Below are 26,107 nucleotides of genomic sequence, written 5' to 3'. Positions count from 1 at the left end.
TTCATGCTCCTTCAGCCGCGGGTTCGGCTCCCTTGGCGCTCGGCGGGTGGGGTGCGCGCAGCGGCTCCATCGCCGCGCGGGCCCTGGCGGCGAACTCGGCATCGAGCAGCGGACGGGAGTAGAAGTCGGCCAGCGCATTGGCCAGGCGCACGTGCCCCTCGGTGGTGAACATGTCGACGCCCAGCGCCCGGGACACGTGCTCGTGCATCGCGAGGATCCCGGACTGCATGCCGACCAGCACGGCGGCGTAGGCCCGCAGATCCTCGGTGAGGTCCGGGGCCAGTCGCTCGACCCACTTCTCGGTCAGCGTCACCATGTCGTCGAACATGGCCGCGGCGGCAGGCGAGCCGTCGAGCAGGGCGCGTGTGACGTACTTGTACAGCAGCACGATCGTCGGATGCACCGACGGCAGGAAGCTGGGGTTGGCCACCTGGCCTTCGACCAGCAACTCCTCCTTGATCTTCACCACCCGGTCCAGGGCGTAGGCGTCACACGCCTCGCGCAGTGCCTCCTTCGACCCGAAGTGGTGCCGGACCAGGCCGGACGACACGCCCGCGTCCCGGGCGATGTCACGGACCGTGGTGGCGTCGGTGCCGCGCTCGGCGATCAGGCGGATCGCCGCGTCCCGGATCCGCGCCCGGGCCGTCAGGTCCTCGAACGCCGGATCTCCCGCCGGGCGCACCATCGCGCTCTCCCCCTACACAGATGTATGGTCTGCTACTCGATACCGCAGTTGACTATACTCCCGTGTAGGTCGAAGACAATACGAAGAGCCGCGATGGTCAGGTGGTTGTTCGCCCGCCACCACGCGGCCAGCACTCCATTCCATCGCGCCACGGCGTGCCCCTCGCGGGGCAGAGGCGAACGACATACAGAACGTGGCGTCCGGCCCGCCGACGTCAGGACCGCGGACTCCACCGCCCGATCGCCCGGCGGGAGAGGCTCGAAAGTAAGAGGCGGGAACGGGCCCGCCCCGTGACCGGCAGGACGGTGATCACGATGGCCACCACCATCGGTCGCAGACTTCCTCCGCAACGCCTCATCAACCTGCTGAACCCCGTGGTCCGCGCCGCGCTGAGGTCCCCGCTGCACGGCGCCATGGACGACGCACTGCTCATCCTCCACATCACCGGGCGCAAAACAGGCCATCGCTACGACATCCCCGTCGGGTACGTCGAGCTCGATGGCCGCCACATCGTCGTCACCCAACACAACTGGCGGGCCAATCTCCGCGGCGGCACCGACATCGAGGTAACCCATGCCGGTCACCGGCGCACGATGCACGCCGACCTCGACGACGCACCCGCATCCGTGGCCGCCACCCTGCAGCGAATGACCGAGAAGATCGGATGGAAGGGCACGCGCCGCCAGACCGGTCTGACGACCGAGCCCGGCCGGATTCCGACCGTGTCGCAGCTCGAGGAGGCCGTCCACGAATACCACCTGGCCACCGTCGTCCTCACCCCTCGGTAGGGCCAGCCGGCCGGCGTCCGGATCGGTCATCGGGACCAGCCGGAACACGCGGTCGTCGAGCAGGTCGGTGTGCACCCCCGCCGAGCCCGCCGCGGGGGTAGCGGGATGCTGTAAGCGGTGAGGATCTCCGCCACGCGTGCGTACGGCTGCCAGCCACCGCCCGCGGCCAGCCCGTCTGCGACAGCGGCCCGGGGAGTTAGCAGGTCCACACCGGACAGCCCCGGCCGGGCGCCGAGCGGCTCCCGGGGCGCTGCCGGTGCGCCCCTGACGACCGCGGCGACGGCCAGGGCACCAGCGCCGTGGTGCTGATTTCCTGGCCGCGTTGCGGGACGTCCTGGGCGGTGGCGGTCCTGACCTCAGCGCGCCGTCGACCAGGTCCGCCAGGATGGCCAACCCGCCGATCCCGTCCGCGAGAACATGATGGAGCACGAGCACCACGGCCGCCCCTTCGCCGGCCTGGAGCCGAAGCTGGTTGTCCCTAGCCTGTTGCCGCCGGTGATCTAGAAATCGAAGATGCCGCTCGTCGCGTGCTCCATGACGCACTGATTGGAGAAGGTCTCGCGATAACTCGTCGGTGTGCCCCGCCAGTATCCGAGCGACATGGCGGTCACGGGACGGTATTCCATAGTGCACGCGCCCCGGATGCCCTCGACGGCATCGAAGTCACCGCCGGCGGTCCGGAGTTGGTAACAGGCCGCGATCGGGTCCGGATGCGTGCCACCGGCGGGCTCGCAGCGGAGTGTCGCCAAACGGGTGGCCCCACCGTATTCCGGAACCACCGCGAGGACGAAGGCGGTCGCCGAGTGGCTTGTGGCAGGACGGGCCTGGGCCGGTGCCGCGACGGCCAGCCCGGCCGCCGTCACGGACAGACATGTCAACGCAATGCCGATGCGCCGGAAGGTGGTCATGAGTTCCTCCTTGTGAGAGACGCGGCGAGACGGATCAGTTCCTGATTGCGCGCAGCCACCGCTGTGGCGATCACCTTGCCAAGAGCCAAATGGGAACCGGCTCACCATGTCGTCCGTGACCCGTTTTCAACGGCTGGCTACCCGTAGGCCCTGTCGTTCATGGCCCCGCCTTACTCCCCGGCTCGCCTTGGCCATGACGCTGGTTTTAGTCCGTGGCTCCGTGACTACTGTGGTGACGGCAATCCCACGGCGGTGGTGGCACTCACCAGTCGCTCCACCACAATCGACTACACGCTATGCCGCTGTTTCCGGCAGGTCAATTACCAGTTCGGTGACCATCGATTTGAAATGACAGGACGATGTTATTGGCAAATCTTCAACACTCCATGGGGCGAACACGGGAGGCGCCCATCCGGGCGACGCGGCGGGCTGGTGACGGCGGGCTCCGCACGGGGCACGGCAGTGCGGCGCGGCGGCGTGCGCACGGCTTGGTGATCATCACTTCTAGTTACGTACGTTCATGAAGCTTTCATAGTGGCCGCCGGCCGGACGCCGCCGCGCCGGCTTCTCGGCCGCGAACGCGCCGACCCGCGCGACAAAGCCGAGCTGTGCAGCCGGATCGGCCTGCGGCTGACATACCAGCCGGGCCCGGAAACAATGATCGCCGAGGTGATCACCCCGGCGAACTCTCGTGTCTTTGATTTGGTGTCCGAGGGGCAACACGAACCATTACCCATACCCGCCGATCGCGAACATGGATGTCGCCCTGGCATCGCCCCACGTGGCCGTCATCCGGAAACGCACGCTGGTGTCGTACCGGGAACACTGCAAGCAACTGCGGCGCGTCGGCTCGCGTGCTGGTGGTGACCATAGCCGATGCCCTTCCTGCGTCACGGCACCGCAACTGAGGGGGTCCAGGTCTGGAAGTAGTGATAGACCAGCCTGGAGTGGGGAAAGTCGGCGGGCGAGGTGTACCGCCAGCCGGGCTTGCCCCCCGGAACCACAAATCCGCGTGCTGGCGAGGCCAGGCGCGGATTCCTGCGACCATGGTCTACCCGTCGGCTGTTGTCGTTTGGGCCACCTCGCGCCACCAGGGGAGCTCAGGCTCGGGTACGCGGGGGCCGTACCACGGGACGTCCCACTGGCTGCGGGGAACGCTGTGCGGGTCTGGGGCTCCGGGGCGTAGATCGCTTGCCGATCGGATGCCTTGTGTCGCGAAAAAGTGGCTGAGAGTATCGGGCTGGGTGGTGTCGCGCGCCAGGGCGGCGGCGCGTAACCCCGCCGCCGTGCGAGGGTCGAAACCGTAGCCGACCAGGAACCTGGTGCGCCACAGGGAGAGGATGCCCAGGGCAACGGCGCCGGCGCCGATCCCCAGCGTCCAACCCGTCCGTTGGAGTTGGCCAAGCGCCACCGCGACGGAGTAACCCACCGCGACGATCATGCCGGCCACGAACCAGGGGGTGTGCTCCCGCCGCCAGGCCGGCAACATCAGTCGCTGGTGCACGGCCGCGCGCCACAACGGCGCTGTCGCCGACGCCGACGCCGAGCGCGCGGCGCAGCGCAGCGTCGCGATGTCGGTGTTTCCGTGCAACAGCCGACTGTGGATCTCCTGACGGAAGGCTGCCTCGTGCGGGCCAGCGGGGTGGGCGGCGCCGAGCCTGCCGTCATCGGCCACGGTCAGCCGGCCTTCGGCCACCAGGTCCGCGATGGCTAGGTCCACGACCCGGTCGGGGCCGCCGCAGAGGAACGCCACCTCGAGCGGGTCCGGGTGCGACCTCCACCAGCGTGCCGCCAGCCGCTCCGTCCGGCGTGCCCGGCTCAGCCACCACTGCACCAGGTGCGGGCCGGCCACGAGCACGGGCACGATCAGGCCCAGCACCCAGCACGCCGTCCGGGGCGCGACGACGGCGAATGCCAGCGATCCACCACCGACGCCGGCGATCCCCAGCGGCCAGGCCAGACGTTCCATGTCGTACGCACCCCCGTTTCTGGTCCGAGAATGCCCGATCCGGGCCGCGCCTGGATCGCCCGACCGGATCGCCGGAGGACCGGAGTGTCATACCGCGCGTGTACGGTGAGTGCAAGGGCTCGTCGAATCCGAGGGACTTCGTGGCGAAGGCAGCAACCGTATACGACGTGGCCAAGCACGCCGGTGTCTCGATCGCCACGGTCTCGATGACGTTCCGCCGCCCGGATCGGGTGAAGCAGTCCACCCGCGACCTGGTGCTGGCGGCGGCCCGCGCGCTGCACTACGTGCCCTCGGCGAGCGCTCGTGGCCTCGCCGACGGGCGGACGGGTGTGCTGGGGCTCTTCTCGTTCGACTACCTGCTGTCCGGCGAGTTCGACCATCCGCTGCCGGGAGCGGTGGAGCAGCCCGAAGCCGGCCTGACCGGCTCGGTCAGCTTCGTGCGGGAGGACCCGAACGAGTGGTGCCGGGAGTTCCCGCTCTACGTGGACGAGATCCAGCGCGGTATGGAGCTGGCGTGCCGGCAGCTCGGATACGCGCTGATGATCGGCGGTCCGAGCCGTACCGCCGGCACCACCATGGTCACCGACATCGCCGGCCGCGTCGACGGGCTCGCGGTGTTCCCGCAGACGCTGCCGACCGACGCCCTGGAGCGTATCGCGGGCCGGATCCCGGTGGTGGCCATCTCGGAGCCGCCCGAGGACGACCGGCTCAGCCACGTCACCATCGACAACCGCGGGGGGATGCGGGCCGTCACGGAGCACCTCATCCGCGATCATGGCCGGCGCGACCTGTTGTTCGTCGGCGGGCTCAACCCGGCCGAGGGCCGTGCCCGGTTCGCCGGTTTCCGGGACGCCCTGCGCGCGGCCCGGCTCCGGGTGCCGCGCAAGCCGATGGTGCCGGCGACGCACGGTACGCCGGCCGGGCGGGCGGCCGTCGCGCTGCCCGAGCAGCTGCCGCTGCCGGAGGCGTTCGTCTGCGCTACGGACGACGTGGCGCTGGATGTCCTCGACATCCTCGCCGCCCGGGGCGTACGGGTGCCGGACCAGGTCGCGGTCACCGGCTTCGACGGCATCGTGGCCGGGCGGGTCGTACGCCCGGCCCTGACCACGGTCCGCCAGCCGATGGTGGAGATGGGTCGGCTCGTGGTCGATGTCCTCCGGGAGCGCATCGCCGACCCGGCCCGGCCGCCGGATTTCCGCCAGCTGCCGGTGCAGGTGGTGCTGCGGGAGAGCTGCGGCTGCCCGCCGCGTACCTGAACGAGGCTCCTTGCCAGTCGCGATTCCAGCGCCTAGCGTCTATCTAAGCGCTTAGATCCCACGGCTAGGGGGAACGATGCGATACGCACGAACAGGCTTGATTGTCCTGCTCAGCAGCGCTCTCTGCGTCGCGGCCTGCGGCCGGTCCACCCAGGCGGACGACACGGCCGCCACCGACGCCGTCGGCGCCGGGCCGGCCACCGGAACCATCACCATGTGGGCGCAGGGCGCGGAGGCCGAGCGGCTGCCGGCGCTGCTCAAGGCGTTCCAGGCGGCCAATCCCGACGTCAAGGTCAACGTCACACCGATACCCTGGTCCGCGGCCCACAACAAGTACCAGACCGCCATCGCGGGCGGGACCACGCCGGACATCGGCCAGCTCGGCACCACCTGGATGGGCGAGTTCGGCGCCGCGAACGCGCTGGCGCCGGTCCCGAGCGACCTGAACACGGGCGAGTTCTACCCCGGTTCGACGAAGTCCGCCCAGGTCCGCGGCGCCACGCTGGGCGTGCCGTGGTACGTCGACACGCCGGTGCTCTACTACCGCACCGATCTGGCCGCCAAGGCCGGCTACCAGCAGCCGCCGGCCACCTGGGCCGAGTTCAAGGACATGGCCAAAGCGCTACAGGCCAAGGCGGGCGCGAAGTACGGCGTCGCGCTCGGGCCCAAGGACTTCCAGGGCTTCCTGCCGTTCGCCTGGTCGAACGGAGCGAGCCTGACCTCAGCCGACGGCTCGAAGTGGACGCTCGACGAGCCGGCAATGGTGGAAGCCGTCCGGTTCTACCAGAGCTTCTTCACCGAGGGCATCGCCGACCCGACCCCTAGCACCGACGCCGGGGCATACGAGGCGGCATTCGTGAACGGCTCGGTGCCGATGTTCCTCGGCGGCCCGTTCGAGGTGGGCCAGCTCAACAAGGCCGGCGGCCCCGGTTTCGCCGACAGGTACGCCACGGCGGTCGTACCCAAGGCCAGGACCGCCACCTCCTTTGTGGGCGGTTCCAACCTGGTCGTGTTCAAGAGGTCGGCGAACGCCGGCGCGGCCTGGAAGCTGATCCAGTTCCTGTCCGCGCCGAAGACCCAGGTCGCCTGGTACCGGATGACCGGGGATCTGCCGTCCGTGCAGGCCGCGTGGAACGATCCGGCGCTGAGCGCGGATCCGAAGCTCGCCGTCTTCGGCCGGCAGCTCCAGGATGTCAACGCGCCGCCGGCGACACCGGAGTGGACCGAGGTGCAGGCCGCCGGTGACGCGCAGCTGGAGCGGGTCACCGTGGCGGGCGCGGATGCGGCTCAGGCCATGCGGGCGCTGCAGGCCGGCGTGGCTTCCGTCGGGACCGGCGCATGAGCGTGCGGCGGCGGTCGCTCGTCGCCTGGCTGTTCGCGCTGCCGTTCGTCGCCGGGTTCGGCCTGTTCATGGTGGTGCCGCTGGTCAGCTCGGTGCTGATGTCGTTCACCGACTTCCGCAGCAGCGACGTCGCTACACCGTGGGCGGTGGACTTCGTCGGCCTCCGGCAGTACGCCCGGCTGTTCGCCGACCCGGTGTTCCGGCGGGCCCTGGTGAACACCGGCTACTTCGTGCTGCTGGGGATTCCGCTCACGATGGGGGTGGCGCTGCTGCTCGCGGTGGCGCTCAACACCGGCATCACCCGGTTCCGCACGGCGTTCCGGGTCGGCTTCTACACGCCCGTGGTGACCAGCGTCGTCGCGGTGGCGGTGGTGTGGCGCTTCATCCTGCAACCCGACGGGCTGCTCAACCGGGTGCTGGGCGGCCTGGGGATCGTGGGCCCGGACTGGCTGCACAGCACGACGTGGGCGATGCCGTCGCTGATCGCCATGGCCGCGTGGCGGAACATGGGCACCTTGATGGTCATCTTCCTGGCCGGGTTGCAGGCCGTGCCGCCCGAGCTCGGTGAGGCGGCGACCATGGACGGCGCCACCGCCTGGCAGCGGTTCCGGCGCATCACGTTGCCGCTGCTGCGTCCGACGCTGCTGCTCGGCGCGGTGCTCATCTCGGTCGGCTACCTGCAGTTCTTCGAGGAGCCGTTCGTGATGACCCAGGGTGGACCGCTGAACTCGACCCTCTCGGCGACCTACTTCACGTACCACCAGTTCGGCTTCGGCCGGTACGGCTTCGCGGCCGCCGCCAGCTACGTGGTGTTCGTGGTCATCGCGGCGGTGAGCCTGCTCCAGTTCCGGCTGCTGCGGGCGAAGGACTAGCAGTGACGGCGACGCTGACCCGCGAACGGGCGCCGGCCGTGCCGCAGGCCGCGAAAAAGACAACGAAACGGCGACACGGCTACGTGTACGTGTCCCTGGTCGTGGCCGGGGTGGCCACGGTCATGCCGTTCGTCTGGATGCTGCTGGGCTCGGTCAAGCCGGAGGGCGAGATCCTGGCCGACCCGGGTGGCTGGCTGCCGCACTCCCCCACCCTGGACAACTACCGGGAGTGGTTCACGACGCTGCGGATCGGCACGTTCTTCCGCAACAGCGTGATCGTCGCGGTCGTCACGGTCCTGGGTAACCTGCTGTTCTGCTCGATGGTCGGGTACGCGCTGGCGAAGCTGGAGTTCCGGGGCAAGCGGATCCTGTTCGCCCTGGTGATGGTCACGCTGATGGTGCCCGGCGTGGTGACCTTCGTACCGCTGTTCGTGGTGGTCGCCAAGCTACACCTGATCAACACGTACGCCGGCCTGATCCTGCCGTTCCTGACCTCGCCGCTGGGGGTCTTCCTGATGCGACAGTTCATGCGCGGGATTCCGGACGAGCTCATCGAGGCGGCCCGCATCGACGGCGCCGGCGAATTCCGCATCTTCGCCCGGATCGTGCTTCCGCTCAGCGGGCCGCCGCTGGCCACGCTGGGGATCCTGACCTTCCTGGCGTCCTGGAACAACTTCCTCTGGCCGCTGGTCGTCGCGCAGAACCAGGACCGGTACACACTGCCGGTCGCACTGTCGCTCTACTCCACCGGCGAGCAGGCCACGAACTACGGTCTGCTGCTCGCCGGGTCCGTCATGGTCATCACGCCGATCCTCGCCGCGTTCATCGCGCTTCAGCGCTGGTTCGTGCAGGGCGTGGCGACGGCCGGCCTCAAGTGAACGAAGGGAGACGCGAGTGCGAACGTTCCCGCCCGGATTCCTCTGGGGAGCGGCCACCTCGGGGCACCAGACCGAGGGCAACAACATCAACAGCGACTACTGGCAACGGGAGTACGCCCCGGACAGCACGGTCCCGGAGGCCAGCGGTGATGCCTGCGACAGCTTCCACCGCTACCCGCAGGACATCGCGCTGCTGGCCGAGCTGGGCCTGAACAGCTACCGCTTCTCGGTGGAGTGGTGCCGGATCGAGCCTGAGCGCGGGCAGGTGTCGGTGGCGATGCTGGACCACTACCGGCGCATGGTCGACTGCTGCCTCCAGCACGGCCTGCGGCCGATGGTCACGCTCCACCACTTCACCGTCCCCCGCTGGATGTCCGCACTCGGCGGCTGGCGCAACCCGAGGGCGGCCGAGCTGTTCGCCCGGTTCACCGAGATCGCGTTGCCGATCGTCCGGGACGGGGTCGAGTGGGTCTGTACGATCAACGAGCCCAACGTCGTCGCCTGCGCGGAGGGCGCCAAGGACCCGGATGCCGAGCCGGTCGCGTACGGCATGGCCCGGCCCAACGGGCAGGTGTCCGCCGAACTGGTCCGCGCCCACCGGATGTCCCGGGAAGTGCTCGCCGCGCTGCCCGGGGTCCGTTCCGGGTGGACGGTGGCGACGCAGGCGATCCACGCCCTGCCGGGCTGCGCCGACGAGGCGTACGCGTACAGCTATCCGCTGGAGGAGTACTTCCTCGAGGCGGCCCGCGACGACGACTTCGTGGGCGTGCAGGCGTACACCCGGACCTTCGTGGGCCGGGCGGGTGCCGTACCGCCGCCGGCCGGCGCCGAGACGACCCTGACCGGCTGGGAGTATTTCCCGGACGCGCTGGCCATCGGCGTACGCCAGGCGTGGAAGGTCACCGGCGGGGTGCCGGTGCTGGTCACCGAGAACGGCATCGCCACCGCCGACGACAGCCGCCGCGTCGACTACGTCCGGGACGCGCTCGCCGGGTTGCACCAGGCCATCACCGACGGCGTCGAGGTGCCCGGCTACTACCACTGGAGCGCCCTGGACAACTACGAGTGGGGCAGCTGGACGCCGACCTTCGGGCTGATCGCGGTAGACCGGACGACATTTCGGCGCACGGTGAAACCCAGCGCGCGGTGGTTCGGCGCGCTGGCCCGCAAGAACGCGCTGCCGTGATCGAGGACCCCCTGGTCCGGTACGCGGACGGCGTGCGCTACCGAGATCTGTGCGGCACGGGCCGCATGGAGCCGTACGAGGATCCACGGCTCCCGGTCGAGGCCCGGGTGGCGGACCTGCTGGCCCGGATGACCCTGCCGGAGAAGGCCGGGCTGCTGTTCCACACCATGCTTCGCGCCGACGAGGACGGCCTGTACGAACCCGCCCCGGACGGCGACGACATCCCGCACGACGTGCTGTCCACCCGCCGGCTGATCCGGGACGCGCACATCACCCACTTCAACGCGGCGCCCCGGATCCCGCCGCGCCGGTACGCCGAGTGGCAGAACCGGGTGCAGGCGCTGGCCGCCGGGACCCGGTGGGGCATCCCGGTGACGCTGTCCAGCGATCCGGTGCACGGCTTCGTGGACAACCCGGCGACCGCCACGGCGAGCACGACGTTCTCCCGGTGGCCGGAACCGCTCGGGCTGGCCGCGGCCGCCGACGGGCAGCTGCTGGCCGAGTACGCCGAGGTGGTCCGCCGCGAGTACCGGGCCGTCGGCATCCGGATGAGCCTGGGCCCGCAGGCCGACCTCGCCACCGAACCGCGCTGGTCGCGGCTGTCGGGCACGTTCGGCGCCGATGCGGAGCTGGCCGGACGCCTGGTCCGGGCGTACGTGCGCGGCCTGCAGGGCGAGCGGCTCGGGCCGGACAGCGTCGCCTGCATGACCAAGCACTTCCCGGGGGCGGGGCCGCAACTGCGCGGCGAGGACGCGCACTTCCCGTACGGCAAGGAGCAGGTCTATCCGGGCCGCAATCTGGAGTATCACCTGCGCCCGTTCGAGGCCGCCTTCGCCGCGGGCACGGCCGCCGTCATGCCCTACTACGCCGTACCGGTCGGCCTGGGCGTCGAGGAGGTCGGCTTCGGCTTCCACCGCGAGGTGGTCACGGGCTGGCTGCGCGAGCGTTTCGGGTACGACGGGGTGGTCTGCTCCGACTGGGGTCTGGTCACCGACGTGCGGGTCGAGGGCGTGCGTTGGCCGGCCCGCTGCTGGGGCGCCGAGCGGTTGTCCCGGATCGAGCGGGTCCGGAAGATCCTCGACGCGGGCGTCGACCAGCTGGGTGGCGAGTCCTGCCCGGAGCTCGTGGTCGAGCTCGTCGAGTCCGGACAGATCCCGGTTGATCGCATCGACCGGTCGGCGCGCCGGGTCCTGCGGGTCAAGTTCGCGCTGGGGCTGTTCGACGATCCGTACGTCGATCCGGACATGGCCGAGCGGGTCGTGGGGAACACCGCGTTCGCCGCCGCCGGGGTGCGCGCCCAGCAGCAGGCCGTCACCCTGCTGAAGAACGGTCCGCTACCGCTGCGCCGCGGGATCCGGATGCGCCTCGACGGCGTCGACCGCGCGGTCGCCGCCCGCTACGGCCGGGTGGTCGCGGAGCCGGCGGAGGCCGAGGTGGCGCTGGTCCGGCTGGCCACGCCGTACGAGCGACGGGAGACCGGGATCGACTACGAGGCGGGTTTCCACGCCGGCCGGCTCGACCTGCCGCCGGAGCGGGTCGCGGAGCTGGTCCGGGAGTTCATCGAGACGCCCACCGTGCTGGTGGTCGGGCTGGACCGGGCCGCCGTGCTGCCGGAGGTGGTCGGCGCGAGCGCGGCCGTGCTCGGCGAGTTCGGCGTGACCGACGAGGCGCTGCTGGACGTGCTGTTCGGTGCGGCGGCACCGGGCGGGCGGCTGCCGATGGAGCTGCCCTCGTCGATGGCCGCGGTCGAGGCGTCGCGCGAGGACGTGCCCAACGACACGGAGTCCCCGCTCTTCGCGGCCGGGCACTCCGTGTCGTACCGGATCAGCAGATCGACCTGAGTCAGGAAATCGACATCCAGTCGATGGACAGGCCGAGCGCGGCGTTGTCGGCGTTGCGCTGCACGATGATCGTGGCGTTCGCCGGGATCGACATCGCCAGCGTGGCGGTTCCGCCCGGGCTCGCCGGGAAGTTCAGGCGGCGGTTCACGTCGTTGAGGATCACCGTCATGCTGGCGGCGCGGTCGGCGGTGTAGCGCAACGTCAGCCTGCTGCCGGCCCGGACGCCGGAGAAGACCACCGAGGCGCCCACGACGTCGAACGACGTGGCGAGCGCCCCCTCGGACGCCGCCGCCGAGACGACCGCGTGGGCGCCGTTGTAGAGCCCGCCCGACGACTCGGCCTCGTACCGCCCGTCGATCCGCAGGTAGTCCAGGATGAGTTCGCCGTCCGCGACGGACCGGCTCAGCACGAGCGGCGATCCGCCGGGGACCACGGTCTCGACCGTACGGGTGGCGAACTGTCCGGCCGTCGCGGGCAGGGGGACCGTGGTCGTGACGGCGCCGGTATCGAGCACGACGGTCGTCGCGATCGTGGCGGCGTACCGGATCTGGACCCGGGTGCCGCCGCGCGCCGGATCGATCGTCAGCGTGCCGGGCTGCCCGGGCGGCATCCGCAGGGCCTCGCCGCGGGACGCGCCCGCCGCGGTGACCGGCGTCGCGCCGGTGTGCGCGGTCAGTTCCGCCTCGTTGTCCGGCTTGCCGCCCAGCCAGTCGACGGTGACCGGGCCACCGGAGTCCATGCGCTGGAGCGTCACCCTGCCGTGCAACGGAATCACGGCGGGGACGGTGAGGGTGCTCCAGTCGGTGGCGGCGGGCAACGCGAGGATGCGGGGCGCGGCACCGTCGACCGACATCAGCAGCTTGGTGACCTGCGCGGTCCGGTATCGCAGCTGCGCCACGGACGCCGCGGCGAAGTCGTGGAAGGCCAGGGCGTCGCCGGTCGACGCCAGCGTGACCGCCGCGCCGCCCCACGCGCTCGGGTCGCGGACCGGCTCCACCGGGACGGCGGTTCCGTTCCGGTAGTACTGGGTCACGCCGGTGTCCTCGGCCTGGGCCTCGGCGACCGGAGCGCCGAGCGCCCAGTCCATCGTGGCCGGCGGGTTGCCTTCCGGCTTGTACAGATTCGCGGCGAAGTAGAGCGTGCCGCGGACCTGGAAAGCCGGGTCGCGATAGTAGGCGGTGGTCTCCAGGAGCGCGCGTCGTTTGGCCGCTACGGTCTGCACCAGCCCGGCGGTCTGGTTGGGGAGGACGCCGTTGTTGAACTCGAGGGTGTGGAAGCCGTACTCGATCACCTTGATCGCGTCGCCGTACTGCTTGATGATCTTATCCATGGCGCCGCCCAGACGGGGCACGTTGAGCAGCTCGGTGGTGGTGGCGTGCTCGTCGGGCGGCGCGCCGACCGGGTACGAGTAGTTGTTCAGGAAGTACCCGTCGGCCGGGTGCGCGATTGCCGCGTACGACGGGGTGGGGTAGGTCTGGTCCCAGCCGTAGAAGACGCTCAGGTAGAGGTCGGCGGCGCCCACCACCCCGCGCAGGCCGGCGAGGAGCCGGTCCGCGTACGGTGGCTGGTTGGTCGCCCATTGCGGGTTGCTGCGCCCGTCCGGGTACTGGCTCGTGACGAAGTGGTTGCTCACCATCTGGTCGTCGACCGGCATGTTCACGGCGAAGTAGGCGACGTCGCGCAGCCGGTTCTTCCGGACCAGGTATGCCAGCAGGGCCGTGTAGCCGTGGGTGGCGTCGTCGCTGTTGTAGTAGCTGAGCACCCGGTCGGCGTCGGCCGCACGGAACGCGAAGGTCTGGCGGTCGTACCACTCGATCCGGAGCACGGCCTTCTGCCGGTTGCGCTCCAGCTCGGCGAAGAGCGCGTCGCGATCGGCGTCGGTCATCTGCACGACGTTGTACAGGCCGACGGTGTTGACCCCGATCTGACGAAGCTGGGCCAGGTCGTATGCCATCCGCTGGCGCCAGTCGACGGTCGGGTTGAAGATGTAGGTCGCCCCGGCGATCGGTCCATCGGGGTCGGTGTAGAGGTCGGTGAACTGGGCCGGGTCGTACGGGCTGGACAGTGTGGGGGCGTCCGGCGCCGGGGGCGCGGCCATGGCCGCCGCGCAGCCGGTGAGGGCCAGGACTGTCACGAGGAATACTGACGTCACCCTCTTCATGGACCGACTCCTTGATCGAAGCTGAGCCGGCTGAATCTAAGCGCTTAGATAGACCGTCTTCACACTCTAAGTGCTTAACATGAAGGTGACAAGACTGTTACGTAGTCAGCTGAGGCCGAAGTCCACGGTGGCCGGAGGCTCGCCCTCGGACTTGTAGATGTTGAAGCCGAAGTACATCGTGCCGCGCACGCTGGGATACCCGGTGCAGTAGAACCGGGTGGTCGCCGCCAGCGCTTTGCCCTTCGCGCCCCGGTCCGCGACCAGCCCGGCAGTCTGTCCGGACCGGTCGCCGTGCCGCTCGGCGGTCTGTACGCCGTACTCGACCACCACCGGCGCGTCGCCGTACTGCTCGCGGAACCGCCGCATCACCGCACGGCGACCCGCGGCATCGATCAACGTGTCGTCGTCGGCCGTCACGTCGGGCACCGTCACGCCGGGATAGCTGTAACTCGTCAGGAAGTAGCCGTCGGCGCCGGCCGCCCGGTAGGACGGCGGCCGGTACGCGCCATCCCAGCCGTAGAAGACGCCGAGAAAGATCGGCAGGCCGGGGGCAGCCCGCCGCAGCCGGGCCACCACCGCCGCGGCATACTCCGCCTGCCGGGCGACCGACAGGGGGGAGTTCACACCGCCGAGGCGCGCCTGCACCCGCGGATCATCCAGCGGCATGTTGACGGCGAGGTAGGCCACCCGTTCCCGGCGGTCAGGCACGGCGACCCGGGTCAACAACGGCGCGTACTGCTCGACCAAGCGGTCCGCGTCGGCGGTGGTGAAGGCGAAGCTGTCCGGGTCGTAGCTCTCGAGCCGGACCACAACCTTCATACCGAGCCGGTCCAGCGCCCCGAGCAGTTCGTCGGGAGCCGCAAGCCGGTACACGCCGACGGTGTCGATGTGGAACCGGTCGCGCATGATCCGCAGCCGGTCGCCCAGAGCCGCCGGCCCCCCACCGGGGTCGTCCAGATCCAGCGTCGCCCCGCGCAGGAAACCCCGGTCCGGCGCCGTCGGGTACGGCGTCAGCGCGTCCCCGTCGGCCGACCGTTCCTCCTCCGACGGCCCCCCGCACGCAGGCGGTCGGGCCCGGTCGCCGCCGAGCCCGGCCCCGGCCAGCAGGATCACCAGAACGATCAATGTCCGCGTTGCCGCCGAATTCACCGCCATCCCTTCCGTTCGCAATAGGTTCGTTACCCGGCAGGGAGGATTGAAACCGTGACGGCGGCTACCGGCACCGCCTCCATTTCATTTCGTGCGAAGTGGATCACTATTTCCAGCGCGCTCACCTCGCACTTCACAACGCCGTAACGGCCGGGCAACATCAACTGACATTGCGTGATTTCGACCATACGCCCCTCCGTTTGCCCCGTGCCTCCGATCTCGATACCTTGGGGGCCGGTCACGCATCGACACATGTCGCCGCGGACCGGCGCCTCGGCGGTATGTCAATGGCGATTGCCCCAGGCCCTTCAAGCGCAATTTTCGGATGGAGACCTGATGTAGCCGAGCCGCACCCCCACTGCACGAGCACACCGATTCTCACCGCTGAGAATCGATTCTCCGGAGAGGGCAGTCGTGGCTAAATCGCCTCGCATCTACCTGTTGATTCTCACCTTCTGGCTGGCCATCCTGATTCCGGCGGCGCCGGCCATGACACACGTCGTGTCGGCCGCCGCCCAGGCGCACTGGTACCTGGGCGCGCTGACCATCGCCAGCGCGCTGTTCGTCACCTACTTCTGGCTGAACGGCACCAAGGACGTCGTCTACACCCTCTACTACCACCTGGTCCAGCGACCGCGACCCGGCGGCGTGCCGGAACGGGACCGCAGCGGCGCCGCCCCGAAGGTCGTCCTGCTCTACTGCACCTGCAACGACTTCTCCGGCGAGAGCCTGCTGCGCAGCATGGCCCAGCACTACGACAACTACGAGGTCGTGATCCTCGACGACTCCAACCAGCCGGAGTCGCGCGCCGAGGTCGACGAGTTCGCCGCCCGCTATGGCGTGACGGTGATCCGGCGGCCGGACCGGGCCGGCTTCAAGGCCGGCAACCTCAACAACTACCTGCGCACCGCCGAGTACGACTACTTCGTCATCCTGGACAGCGACGAGATCATCCCGAGCGAGTACGTCGACCGGAGCCTCGACTACTTCGCCCACTACGGCAACGCGGGCATCGTCCAAGCGAACCACTCCGCCACCCGCAACCGCAACAACTTCATGCGAACATTCGCCATCGGGGTGGATTCGCATTGGATCGCCTACCAGTCGGTCAAGCACCGGTACGGATTCCTTTCGCTGCTCGGCCACGGCGCCATGGTCAGCCGCGACTGCTACCACGCAGCCGGCGGATTCCCCAGCGTGGTCGCGGAGGACCTCTGCTTTTCGATCGCCGCCCGGGACGCCGGCTATTACACGGTGTTCGCCCCCGACATCCGCTGCGAAGAAGAATTCCCGGTCAGCTACCACGCGTTCAGAAAGCGGCATTCGAAATGGACTCAGGGAAACATGGAGTTCATCAAGCGGTACACCGCCACCATTCTGGGTTCACGGATGACCTGGTTCGAGAAGCTCGACATCTTCCTCTTCACCTACAGCCTGCCACTGACCGCGCTCTTCTCGCTCTATGTGGTCATCCACGTGATCGCGCTACCCGCCCTGGGCTACACGGTCACCTATCCACTGTGGATGTTGCTGCCCACGATCGCGTTCCTGCTCGCCCCGCTGCTGAACGACACCATCTTCCATTTCCGGCGAATGCCGAAGCTGGCACTGCTGTCCTACCTGGCCAACTCGGTCGTGCTGTACGGCTCCATGTTCTTCGTCAGCCTGCGAACCTCGACCACGTCGGCGTTCGGCAAGTCGGTCTTCCTCGTGACACCGAAAAGCTCCAGCCGGGTGAGCGTCCGCGAGGCGTTCCGGGCGACCCGCGGCGAGATCACGTTCGGCATCGTCCTGGCCGCGATCTCGTACGCCCTGACCGGCAGCGTCCTCCCGGTGGTGCTGATCGCGCTGCCCGCGGTGTGCTGCGTCCTCTTGGCCCGCAAACACAACCGGGACTCCCCCGACAGGGCCCGGATCGAACTGCCCGCGGCCGTGGTGCCACCCGCCCGCAACGTCGCGGAGGAACGCGACCAACTGGCCCGCTTGGCCACCGCGAACGAGGCGGCCGAGCAGGAGGCCGGCGCCCGCCGGACACGGGTTCCGGAGCCGGTCTGAGCGCAGATCCGGGGTGACCGGCTCCTTCCGTGGGAGGCGGTCACCCCGGCGGTCGGCTTGCCGACCTGGCCGGTAAAGGCGTGTCTGCACGAACGAGCGACAATGACACACATTAATGTCACATTGCCCCCATATGCTGGCGGTGACAGTACGCATCCGTCCAACCACGACACGGTGAACATGAGGCCAGCGCGGCGGGGTACACCCCAGCGCAAGCAGAACCGGCTCGGAGGAGGCGGTGGGGCAGATGACCACCGAGGGGACGTCGGGCAAGGCACAGCGAGGCGGGCGGCGCTCCACCAACATCAAGTCGACCACGACCGATGAACAGGTGGATCAGAGCCGTCCGGCGATGCACAACCACGTAGCCGGCGAGGCAGCGGCGACGAGGCCCAAGCACGTGGCCGAGAAGCCGGAGCCTGGTGTGGAGGATCTGGACCGGGCCTCCGTACGGCTGAGGCAGGTGCCGACAGACCTTCTGCGCCGCATGATCGCGTACCGTGTCCGGGAGCACGAGGACGAAAGCGTGCTGTGGATGTGACCACACCGCCTCGCCGTACGTTCGGCTCGGACCGAGCCTAATGCTGTGAGCGCGCAGGTTGGCGCACCATCCTTCTGGGACGATTCGCCCTGGGCCGGAAAGCGCCCTGCACCGCGGATTGGGCCGGGATGCTTCAGTCGTCGGCCAACTCGGGAACGCCTGCCCGTCATGTTAGGACGGTAGGCCCGATGCCATGACGAGTATCGATCGACGAACCCTGCTGAAGGCCGGCGGCGCCCTGTTCGTGGCGCCGGCGTTCGCGGTCAAACCGAGCGGGCGCCCGGTGCTCACCCACGGAGTCCAGAGCGGCGACGCGACCGCAGACTCCGGCGTCGTCTGGACCCGTGCCGACCGGCCGGGCCGGATGTGGGTGCAGGTGAGCCACCGCCCGGACTTCCGCGGCGCGCGGGTCGTGCGCGGGCCCGTACTGACCCCCGACACCGACCTGACCGGAAAGGTGCGCCTGACTCATCTGCCGAGCGGGGCCCCTGTGCACTACCGGGTCCGGGTGGAGAGCCTGGACCGGCCGGGCCTGTGCAGCGAGCCGCTGACCGGCCGGTTCCGCACCGCCGCGACGACCCGGCGGGACATCCGGTTCGTGTGGACCGGCGACGTGGCCGGTCAAGGTTGGGGCATTGATCCCGCGTACGGAGGGATGAAGATCTTCGCGTCGATGCGCGCCCGCCGTCCGGACTTCCTGCTGCACAGCGGCGACACCGTGTACGCCGACAGCCCGCTGCCCGCCTCCGTGACGCTGCCCGACGGGCGGGTCTGGCACAACCTGGTCACGCCGGAGAAGTCGAAGGTGGCCGAGACCCTGGCCGAGTTCCGCGGCCAGTACGCCTACAACCTGCTGGACGACGCCTACCACGGGTTCGCGGCCGACGTGGCACAGGTGAACCAGTGGGACGATCACGAGGTCCTGAACAACTGGTATCCCGGCGAGGTCATCGACGACGCCCGGTACACCGAACGCCGGGTCGACGTCCTGGCCGCCCGCGCACGCCAGGCGTACCACGAGTGGCTGCCGCTCACGGCGGCGGCCGGACCGGTCAACCGCAGGCTGTCGTACGGGCCGCTGCTGGACGTCTTCGTGCTGGACATGCGCACGTTCAAGGACCCGAACGACGCCAACGTCTACGCCGACCCGAACCGTGGGCTGCTCGGATCGGCGCAGCGGCAGTGGTTGATCGACGGGTTGCTCACCTCCGGGGCCGTGTGGAAGGTGATCGCCAACGACCTGCCGCTGGGCCTGATCGTGCCGGACGGTCCGCGCGCCCAGGAGGGGGTGGCCCAAGGAGACGGCGGCGGACCGCTCGGGAGGGAATCGGAATTCGCCACCGTGCTGCGTACCGCGCACCAGCACGGCGTGACGGGCCTCGTGTTGCTCACCGCGGACGTGCACTACACGGCCGCGCACCACTACGACCCGGCGCGCGCCGCCGTGCAGGACTTCACGCCGTTCTGGGAATTCGTGTCCGGCCCGGCACACGCGGGCGCGTTCGGGCTGAACACACTGGACGCCACGTTCGGCCCGCAGGCGGTGTTCGTGCACGCGCCGCCCCGGGCGAACACATCACCCGCCGAGGGATACCAGCACTTCGGCGAGGTGAACATCGACGGCCGCTCCGGCGCGTTGACGGTGGATCTGCGCGACCGCGACGGCGTGTCGCTCTGGTCGACGACACTGTCCCCGCCACGCTGAGTTCCGCCGCCGCACGGACGTGTGATCCTCCGAGGCCGGGCGCGGCGTACCGGGCGCCCGGCTCAGTGCGAGCGCCGGACCCGGTGGCGCCGGTGCGGGTCGCGAGGGGACATCGATGAAGATCGGGGCTGGTGTACAACCAGGTGTCCAGCCACGGGTCGCCCTGCCCGGCCGGGTGCGGCGGGGCCAGCGCGGGTCGACCACGCGACCCGTCGGCCCACGCGGCATGGTCATGGAGTCCTCCGTACGGATCTTGGGCGGCCCGGTGGACCGTAGCCTTCGGGATGACTGGGAGAGGTCCGGACGGGGGCGGGCGACCGATCAACGCGAGGCCCTGGTGCCGCGGGCTGGAACTCTCCCCGGCCACAATGCACGCATATCGCCAAACGTGCCGGTCCGTGGCCTGGCGTTCACTCACCATTTGATCCGATGCCGCCGCTCGTTGATGCCACGACACGTAGGTTGCGGCCGTGTCCCTTCTTCGATCGACGCTCCTCGTTCCGGCACTGGCCGCCGCGCTTCTCCCGGCCGCCGCGCACGCCGCCCCGCGGCCCGCCACACCGTCCTTCCACGACGCGCCGCCGGTCCTCGAAACCCCGACCTTGTTCGACGACGCCGCCGGCGGCGACGCCAACGCTGACGACCCGGCGATCTGGGTACATCCGACCCGCCGCGAGGCCAGTCTCGTCATCGGCACCGCCAAGAACGCCGGCCTGCGCGTCTACGACCTGCACGGCCGACAACTGCAGGCAATCGCCGCGCCAGCGGCACCCGGGCCGGACACCGAGCCGGGCCGGTACAACAATGTCGACCTCGTCACCGGCTTCAAGCTCGGTGGCCGCCGCGTCGACCTGGCGGTGGTGACTGACCGTGGCCGGGATCGGCTACGCGTGTACCGGATCGACCCGGACGCCGCCGCGCGCGGCGCGGCGCCGCTGGTCGATGTGACCGCCACCGACGCGCCGCGAATCTTTTCCGCCGACGAGGCCGAGGTCGACCAGCAGAACACCGCCTACGGCCTGGCCACGTTTGCCGACGGCGACGACGCCTATGCGGTGGTCAGCCGCCGCCATCGCACCACCGTGAGCCTGCTCGAGCTGGTTGCCCGGGACGGCCGGGTCAGCTACGAGCGCGAAGACTCGTTGCGGCTGCCGTCGACGTTCCGGCTGCCCAACGGCGCCAACTGGACCCCTTGCGCCGAACCGGGCGAGCAACCGCAGGTTGAGGGCATGGTGATCGACGCCGCCGCCGGCGTCCTTTACGCCGCCCAGGAGGACGTCGGCCTGTGGCGCGTCCCGCTCGACGTTGACGAGTTCGACGGCGCCCCGAGCCTGGTGCAGCGCGTTCGTGAGTACGGCGTTCCAGCGACCTACGACCCGGACACCGAGGAGTGCACGCCGCATCCCGACCAGGATCCCGGCTTCGGCGGTCGCATCGCCGCCGATGTGGAAGGCCTGACCATCTACCCGACCGGCCGCCGCAGCGGCTACCTGCTCGCCTCCGGCCAGGGGGACAGCACGTTCCACGTCTTCGACCGGGTCGACACCAGGCCGCTCGGGACCTTCCACGTCACGGACGGGCCGGGCGCCGACGGCGCCCAGCACTCCGACGGCGCGGCAGTGGTGAGCACGCCGCTGCCCGGATACCCGCATGGCCTGCTCGTCGTCCACGACGGCGCGGACACCCCCGATCTCGGCAGGACCGGCACCGACTTCAAGTACGTCGACTGGCGCTCGCTGACGGGATCGCCACACCGCAGGTGACTGCGCCTGGCAGGGTGCGGCGCAAGGGCCGTACTCTCCACCGGCTGCGATCGGGCGGCGGCACCTCAGCTCCTCGCGTCGATCGGCTGGACGGCAGCGCGCCTCGACGCGGTCGCCTGCCTCGACGACGTCGTCGCCCGCCGTCCCGCCCAGTGCATTGTGACCAGTGCCTTGTGACGGCGGTGCTCCCATTCACCCGGGCCACTTCCCGGCGAAATGCAGCCGCCTTCGGACTGTCGCTCCTCGGGGTTGCTCCTGCGCGAAGGGTGAGTAGGGTCGGGCATGCAGGAGGGCCACGAACGCTGATGCGTGGCGCGGTGGACAGCCACCGGCCCAGAGCCGCCTCGTTGACAGGAGACAAGTCCAGTGCGTGACGGTGGCGGGCATCGTCGGCGCGCCGCGCGTTCACGGCCCAAGCCGTATCCAGCTTCGCGTGGGGAGCACCGTCATGACGACTGCCAGCCCGATCGTCCTTGAGCCAGCCGCGCAGCAGGTTGCTGATGCGTTCTCCAAACCGCCGTTCCTGTACGACATGACGCTGGCCGATGCCCGGAAGGTTCTGGAAGACGCGCAGTCCGGCCGGGTCAGCACACTCCCGGTCGACGAAGAATGGATCACGGTTCCCGCCCGGGTGGGAGATGTCCGGGTGCGCGTCATACGACCGCAGGGCCTGACGGGCAGGCTGCCGGTCATCGTGTACATGCACGGTGGAGGCTGGATCCTCGGCAACGCTCGAACCCACGACCGGCTCGTGCGGGAAATCGCCGTTGGGGCCCGGGCAGCGCTGGCGTTCGTGGAGTACCCGAATTCGCCGGAGGCCCGCTATCCGACCGCGATCGAGCAGGGCTACGCCACCGCCCAGTGGATCACCCGCCACGGGGCATCGAAGGACCTGGACGCCAGCCGCATCGCGGTGGCCGGTGAGTCGGTGGGCGGCAACATGGCAACCGCGCTGGCGCTGATGGCCAAAGAACGCGGCGATGTCAGCTTCGTGCAGCAGTCGCTCTACTACCCGGTCACCGACGCGGCGATGAACACCGGCTCATACGAGCAGTTCGCCACCGGCTACTACCTCACCCGCAAGGCAATGCAATGGTTCTGGGACGCCTACACCAGCGACCCCGCACAGCGCGCCGAGATCACCGCGTCGCCGAATCAGGCCAGCATGGCGCAGGTCACCGGACTGCCGCCCACCTATATCTGCGTCGATGAGGCTGACGTGCTGCGCGACGAGGGAGAGGCCTACGCCGCCAAGCTCCGATCGGCAGGGGTCCCCGTGACAGCCGTCCGCTACAACGGCACGATCCACGACTTCATGCTGCTCAATGCGCTGAGCGAGACCCGCGCCACGCGAGCTGCCATCGACCAGGCCACCGCTTTCCTGCGCGTCGGGCTTGGAACCGTCTAACTCGACACCACGTTGGTTGCTGCCTAGCTGTGGGAACCGGGCGACGCTGTTCGAGGCAAGCGGCCACGTGACAGCCCCGAGGCATGTCCCCTCTCAACCAGTGACCGGGGTGTGACCGAGGCCCGGCGAAACGGGAAGGTTTTCCATGAAGATCGTCGTTATCGGCGGCACCGGCCTGATCGGTTCGAAGCTCGTGACGAGACTCGGGAAGCAGGGCCATGAGATGGTGGCAGCATCCCCCGACACCGGGGTCAACACACTCACCGGCGACGGACTCGCCGACGCGCTGATCGGCGCGTCCGTGGTGATCGATGTGGCCAACTCGCCGTCCTTCGAGGACATCGCGGTGATGAGGTTCTTCGAGACCTCCACGCGCAATCTGCTCGCCGCCGAACGGTGGCCGGCGTCGCCCACCACGTCGCGCTGTCGGTAGTGGGGACTGACCGGTTACCCGAGAGCGGATACTTCCGGGCGAAGATCGCACAGGAGCAGCTGATCGAGAAGGCCTCGATCCCCTATTCGATCGTGCACGCGACCCAGTTCTTCGAGTTCGTGGACAGCATCGCCGACGCCGCCACCGATGGCGGCGCGGTCCGGGTGGCCCCGGTGTTGTTCCAACCGATCGCGGGCGACGACGTCGCCCAGGCGGTAGCCCGAGTCGCGATCGGGTCGCCGTCGAACGGCCACGTTGCGATCGCCGGGCCCGAGCGGTTCCGGATGGACGAATTCCTCCGGGAGGCCCTGGCCGCTCGCCACGATCGGCGTGCGGTCGTCACGGATCCCCGCGCCCGCTACTTCGGAGCCGAGCTCAGTGAGGGGACTCTGGTGCCGGGCAGGGACGCGATCCTCACCGAGACCCGCTACCGCGACTGGCGCGGCCGGACGGTGGTCGGCGGGTAGCACGTCACCGTCAGACGCCCGACGCGGTCCAACCTGGATGGTCACGGAGGTGACCCCATGCCGTCGCCGACCTGATTCAGACCACGATGAACCCCGCCGCGGCCATGACATCGCCGGTCGATCCAGATCCAGATCCGGACCCTTCCGACTCGCTACGTCGAGCTCGACATCGGGACGCGGGTCATCGCATGGCCACCCCCGACCAAACGTCAGACCAGCCTGTGGATCTGGACGTTGCGTAGACGCAAGAAATGACTGGCACCGGTCTCCCGGGCCGGGATCACGACGGGCAACTCGGTCAACGTCGCGCTGTCCCGGGGCCACGCACGGAACCCGAAAGTGTCACACCCTCGTGATGTCCTGGAGTCATCCGGTGCGGGAGGAGGCTCATCATGAATCACAACCCGATCAACACGGTCCGGTCCCAGGCACTGTTCGTGTCGGCCCTGCAGCCATCCGACAACGCCAGCCCTGACCAGGTCCGCGAGGCCATCGCGGCGGCCGTCCGCCGGTTCCGTGGCCGGGGATGCGCCGCGCTGATGGCTCAGGAGTTCGGCGACCACCCCGACGCCGCGGCGGCGCGCATGCGCTGGGCGCGAAACGAGGTCGCGGCGACTTTCGGAGCCGTGTCGGCCCGCGGTCCCAGCACGTGCTGCTCACCTGCGGTGGCCGTGATCGCGGCATAGACGCCCGAACGGGAAGGCCGCAGCAGCCGGGCCAGACCAGATCGACCACGTCCCGGGCGCTCGGTCACCGCAGTGGACGGAACGCGGCCCGGAGTTCCGCCGCGAACAACTCCGGCTCCTCCCACGCGGCGAAGTGACCGCCCCGTTCGGCCTCGCCGAAGTAGGTGAGCGTGGGGTAGGACTTCTCGGCCCAGCTGCGCGGCGTCCGCCAGATCTCGCCGGGGAACGTGCTGAAACCGACCGGAATCCGGGGCGGCGGGAGCGGTTGGGTGCCCGCGGACGGCGCGTCCGGTCCATAGGCCTCCCAGTAGGACCGGGCAGCGGACGCGCCGGTGCCGGTCAGCCAGTAGGTCGTGACGTTGTCGAGGATGTGGTCACGGGTGAGGTTGCCCGAGGGCTCACCGTCGACGAACGCGCGGGCGATCTTGTAGTACGCGTCGGTGTCGTGGTCGATCATCCAGGCAGCGAGAGCGGCCGGTGAGTCCAGCAGCGCGTACCCGATGGTCTGCGGTCGGGTGGCCATTTCTACGAAGTAACCGTTCCCGCTGGTCTGGAAGGTCTTGATCGCGGCGAGAGCCGCGCGTTCGGTGTCCGTGTCGTGCGGCAGCGACGCCGGGTCGTTGAGCGCCGGCACGAGCAGGTTGGTGTGGATACCGGCCAGCCCGTCAGGGCCCAGCCGTCCCATCGCGTCGGTAACGCCGGCGCCGACGTCACCACCCTGGGCCACGAAGCGGTCGTAACCGAGCCGGCCCATGAGCTCCGACCATGCCCGCGCGGTCCGGGCGAGATCCCACCCGACCTCGGCCGGCTCTCCCGAGAAGCCGTACCCGGGCAATGACGGCAGCACGAGGTGGAACGCGTCCGCAGCGGTGCCGCCATGCGCGGTGGGGTCGGTGAGCGGGCCGACGGAGTCGAGCATCTCGATGACCGAGCCTGGCCAGCCGTGCGTCATGATCAGCGGCAGCGCGTCCGGATGCTCGGACTTGACATGAACGAAGTGGATGTCCACACCGTCGATCTCAGTGGTGAACTGCGGCAGCGCGTTCAACCGGGACTCGACCCGTTGACCGTCGTACTCAGTCGCCCAGTACTCGCGCAGCGCCCGCATCGTGGCCAGCTGCACACCCTGCGACCGGTCGCCGACTAGCTCCCTGCTCGGCCAGCGCGTCGCCGCCAGGCGGCGACGCAGATCATCGAGCGCATCCTTGGGGATCTGCACGGTGAACGGTCTGATGACGCTCCCAGCCTGCTGATCGAGAGTGGTCATGTCGCACACTGCCTCTCTGTCAGAACCCGGTTCGTGCCTGCCCTGGACGGCACGCTCGGCCTTTCGCACCGATTCCGCCGGACGTGGGCACCGCGCGGCTGCGACGCCCACGCGGTGGCGGTCAGCCCACGAGCCGTGCCGCTCGCTTGCCGGCTTGGCGCACGGTGAAAGCGGCGAAGATCTCGCTCACTCCGTGGAAGATGGCCCACACCCCGACCAGGGTCACCAGCGTCACCAGCGACCGCTGCCACGAACGCACCGCCCATACCCCGAGCGTGAGTTCGGCGATGCCGAGCAGCAGCCCGGTCCACCACCATGGCCTCTTCGGGCCGGCCAGCGCGCCGACAAGGTGGATCACGCCGAACATGATCAGGTACCACGCGACCAGGACCGCCACCACGTACAGGGTTTCGCCTGGCCACGCGAAGGTGAGGATCCCTGCGGCCACGCCCAGAACGCCGGCCACGATGAACAGCCAGCGCCAGCCCTGGACGCGGGTGGCCACGATCAGCTGAGTGACGCCACCGAACACGAAGGCCGCGCCCACGAACGCGGCCACCGCGGCCACGCTGCCCACCCGGTAGGACAGCACGAACATGCCGAACCACGTCCACAGCACCCCGAGGATCAGGAACCACCACCAGACGCCTGGAGCCTCCCGTACCTGGGTCTGGCCTGAGTTCCGCGCCAGGTCGGTGTCCCGCACCTCACTCGTCATCGGATACCTCCCCTAACAACTGCCGTCGC

General features: G+C 69.5%; 23 protein-coding genes. 15 read left to right on the top strand and 8 right to left on the bottom strand.

Translation table 11 applies throughout. The annotated features are described in order from the left end of the window. Position 1 precedes the first annotated feature (1 nt). Entirely contained in the window at positions 2–685 is a 684-nt protein-coding gene (locus ACMCNO_RS13865) for a helix-turn-helix domain-containing protein (protein WP_412749828.1), read from the bottom strand. Positions 686–999: 314 nt separating this feature from the next. Between ACMCNO_RS13865 and ACMCNO_RS13860 the strand changes: the two genes are divergently transcribed. Next, complete coding sequence (locus ACMCNO_RS13860; protein ID WP_412749827.1) at positions 1,000–1,473, top strand: nitroreductase/quinone reductase family protein; 474 nt, start codon at positions 1,000–1,002, stop codon at positions 1,471–1,473. Between the two features lie 500 nt (positions 1,474–1,973). Here the strand turns inward: ACMCNO_RS13860 and ACMCNO_RS13855 are convergent, their stop codons facing one another. Continuing rightward, the gene (locus ACMCNO_RS13855) at positions 1,974–2,381 is read right to left on the bottom strand and encodes an SSI family serine proteinase inhibitor (RefSeq protein ID WP_412749826.1); all 408 of its coding nucleotides are present in this window, start codon (positions 2,379–2,381) and stop codon (positions 1,974–1,976) included. Between the two features lie 1,051 nt (positions 2,382–3,432). After that, positions 3,433–4,350 carry a TIGR04222 domain-containing membrane protein gene (locus ACMCNO_RS13850; RefSeq protein WP_412749825.1) on the bottom strand — a complete coding sequence of 306 codons (918 nt, stop codon included), beginning with the start codon at positions 4,348–4,350 and terminating at the stop codon, positions 3,433–3,435. Positions 4,351–4,517: 167 nt separating this feature from the next. Between ACMCNO_RS13850 and ACMCNO_RS13845 the strand changes: the two genes are divergently transcribed. The 6 genes from ACMCNO_RS13845 to ACMCNO_RS13820 all read left to right on the top strand — a co-directional run bounded on the left by ACMCNO_RS13845 (position 4,518) and on the right by ACMCNO_RS13820 (position 11,725). After that, positions 4,518–5,606, top strand: a complete 1,089-nt coding sequence (locus tag ACMCNO_RS13845) for a LacI family DNA-binding transcriptional regulator (RefSeq protein ID WP_412749824.1) — start codon at positions 4,518–4,520, stop codon at positions 5,604–5,606. Between the two features lie 97 nt (positions 5,607–5,703). Continuing rightward, positions 5,704–6,948 (top strand): sugar ABC transporter substrate-binding protein, encoded by a 1,245-nt coding sequence (locus ACMCNO_RS13840; protein ID WP_412749823.1) that lies wholly within the window; start codon positions 5,704–5,706, stop codon positions 6,946–6,948. Next, on the top strand, positions 6,945–7,820 hold the full coding sequence (locus tag ACMCNO_RS13835) for a carbohydrate ABC transporter permease (RefSeq protein WP_412749822.1): 876 nt from the start codon (positions 6,945–6,947) through the stop codon (positions 7,818–7,820). The genes ACMCNO_RS13840 and ACMCNO_RS13835 overlap by 4 nt, the downstream gene beginning before the upstream one ends. Positions 7,821–7,822: 2 nt before the next feature. Continuing rightward, a complete protein-coding gene (locus ACMCNO_RS13830; protein WP_412749821.1) occupies positions 7,823–8,698 on the top strand; it encodes a carbohydrate ABC transporter permease in 876 nt (291 codons plus the stop codon). Between the two features lie 16 nt (positions 8,699–8,714). Further along, complete coding sequence (locus tag ACMCNO_RS13825; protein ID WP_412749820.1) at positions 8,715–9,884, top strand: glycoside hydrolase family 1 protein; 1,170 nt, start codon at positions 8,715–8,717, stop codon at positions 9,882–9,884. Next, positions 9,881–11,725 carry a glycoside hydrolase family 3 protein gene (locus ACMCNO_RS13820; protein ID WP_412749819.1) on the top strand — a complete coding sequence of 615 codons (1,845 nt, stop codon included), beginning with the start codon at positions 9,881–9,883 and terminating at the stop codon, positions 11,723–11,725. Before ACMCNO_RS13825 ends, ACMCNO_RS13820 begins: the two co-directional genes overlap by 4 nt. 1 nt (position 11,726) lies before the next feature. Here the strand turns inward: ACMCNO_RS13820 and ACMCNO_RS13815 are convergent, their stop codons facing one another. The 3 genes from ACMCNO_RS13815 to ACMCNO_RS13805 all read right to left on the bottom strand — a co-directional run bounded on the left by ACMCNO_RS13815 (position 11,727) and on the right by ACMCNO_RS13805 (position 15,223). Continuing rightward, a complete protein-coding gene (locus ACMCNO_RS13815) occupies positions 11,727–13,886 on the bottom strand; it encodes a hypothetical protein (RefSeq protein ID WP_412749818.1) in 2,160 nt (719 codons plus the stop codon). Between the two features lie 105 nt (positions 13,887–13,991). Continuing rightward, positions 13,992–15,035 carry a hypothetical protein gene (locus ACMCNO_RS13810; RefSeq protein ID WP_412749817.1) on the bottom strand — a complete coding sequence of 348 codons (1,044 nt, stop codon included), beginning with the start codon at positions 15,033–15,035 and terminating at the stop codon, positions 13,992–13,994. A gap of 29 nt (positions 15,036–15,064) precedes the next feature. Continuing rightward, the gene (locus tag ACMCNO_RS13805) at positions 15,065–15,223 is read right to left on the bottom strand and encodes a hypothetical protein (protein ID WP_412749816.1); all 159 of its coding nucleotides are present in this window, start codon (positions 15,221–15,223) and stop codon (positions 15,065–15,067) included. Between the two features lie 226 nt (positions 15,224–15,449). Here ACMCNO_RS13805 and ACMCNO_RS13800 point away from each other — a divergent pair, with 226 nt between their 5' ends. The 8 genes from ACMCNO_RS13800 (at position 15,450) to ACMCNO_RS13765 (ending at position 24,093) form a co-directional block, all read left to right on the top strand. Continuing rightward, the gene (locus ACMCNO_RS13800; protein ID WP_412749815.1) at positions 15,450–17,090 is read left to right on the top strand and encodes a glycosyltransferase; all 1,641 of its coding nucleotides are present in this window, start codon (positions 15,450–15,452) and stop codon (positions 17,088–17,090) included. Positions 17,091–17,337: 247 nt separating this feature from the next. Then, complete coding sequence (locus ACMCNO_RS13795; protein ID WP_412749814.1) at positions 17,338–17,631, top strand: hypothetical protein; 294 nt, start codon at positions 17,338–17,340, stop codon at positions 17,629–17,631. Positions 17,632–17,824: 193 nt separating this feature from the next. Further along, a complete protein-coding gene (locus ACMCNO_RS13790; RefSeq protein ID WP_412749813.1) occupies positions 17,825–19,336 on the top strand; it encodes an alkaline phosphatase D family protein in 1,512 nt (503 codons plus the stop codon). 470 nt (positions 19,337–19,806) lie between these two features. Continuing rightward, the gene (locus tag ACMCNO_RS13785; RefSeq protein ID WP_412749812.1) at positions 19,807–21,099 is read left to right on the top strand and encodes a phytase; all 1,293 of its coding nucleotides are present in this window, start codon (positions 19,807–19,809) and stop codon (positions 21,097–21,099) included. 448 nt (positions 21,100–21,547) lie between these two features. Further along, entirely contained in the window at positions 21,548–22,507 is a 960-nt protein-coding gene (locus tag ACMCNO_RS13780; protein ID WP_412749811.1) for an alpha/beta hydrolase, read from the top strand. Between the two features lie 145 nt (positions 22,508–22,652). Continuing rightward, complete coding sequence (locus tag ACMCNO_RS13775; RefSeq protein ID WP_412749810.1) at positions 22,653–22,940, top strand: NAD-dependent epimerase/dehydratase family protein; 288 nt, start codon at positions 22,653–22,655, stop codon at positions 22,938–22,940. Further along, the gene (locus ACMCNO_RS13770) at positions 22,940–23,407 is read left to right on the top strand and encodes an SDR family oxidoreductase (RefSeq protein ID WP_412749809.1); all 468 of its coding nucleotides are present in this window, start codon (positions 22,940–22,942) and stop codon (positions 23,405–23,407) included. Before ACMCNO_RS13775 ends, ACMCNO_RS13770 begins: the two co-directional genes overlap by 1 nt. Before the next feature lie 392 nt (positions 23,408–23,799). Then, positions 23,800–24,093: a hypothetical protein gene (locus ACMCNO_RS13765; protein WP_412749808.1), complete on the top strand. Its 294-nt coding sequence runs from the start codon at positions 23,800–23,802 to the stop codon at positions 24,091–24,093. Positions 24,094–24,157: 64 nt separating this feature from the next. Here ACMCNO_RS13765 and ACMCNO_RS13760 read toward each other — a convergent pair whose 3' ends face one another. Beyond that, positions 24,158–25,360 carry an epoxide hydrolase family protein gene (locus tag ACMCNO_RS13760; protein ID WP_412749807.1) on the bottom strand — a complete coding sequence of 401 codons (1,203 nt, stop codon included), beginning with the start codon at positions 25,358–25,360 and terminating at the stop codon, positions 24,158–24,160. Positions 25,361–25,481: 121 nt separating this feature from the next. After that, the gene (locus ACMCNO_RS13755) at positions 25,482–26,078 is read right to left on the bottom strand and encodes an HdeD family acid-resistance protein (protein ID WP_412749806.1); all 597 of its coding nucleotides are present in this window, start codon (positions 26,076–26,078) and stop codon (positions 25,482–25,484) included. Positions 26,079–26,107 lie beyond the last annotated feature (29 nt).

The organism is Krasilnikovia sp. M28-CT-15, assembly GCF_047159595.1.
In the GTDB taxonomy this organism is placed as follows: domain Bacteria; phylum Actinomycetota; class Actinomycetes; order Mycobacteriales; family Micromonosporaceae; genus Actinoplanes.
Note: the sequence above shows the minus strand (reverse complement) of the source record. Positions and strands in the feature narration are given on the sequence as shown.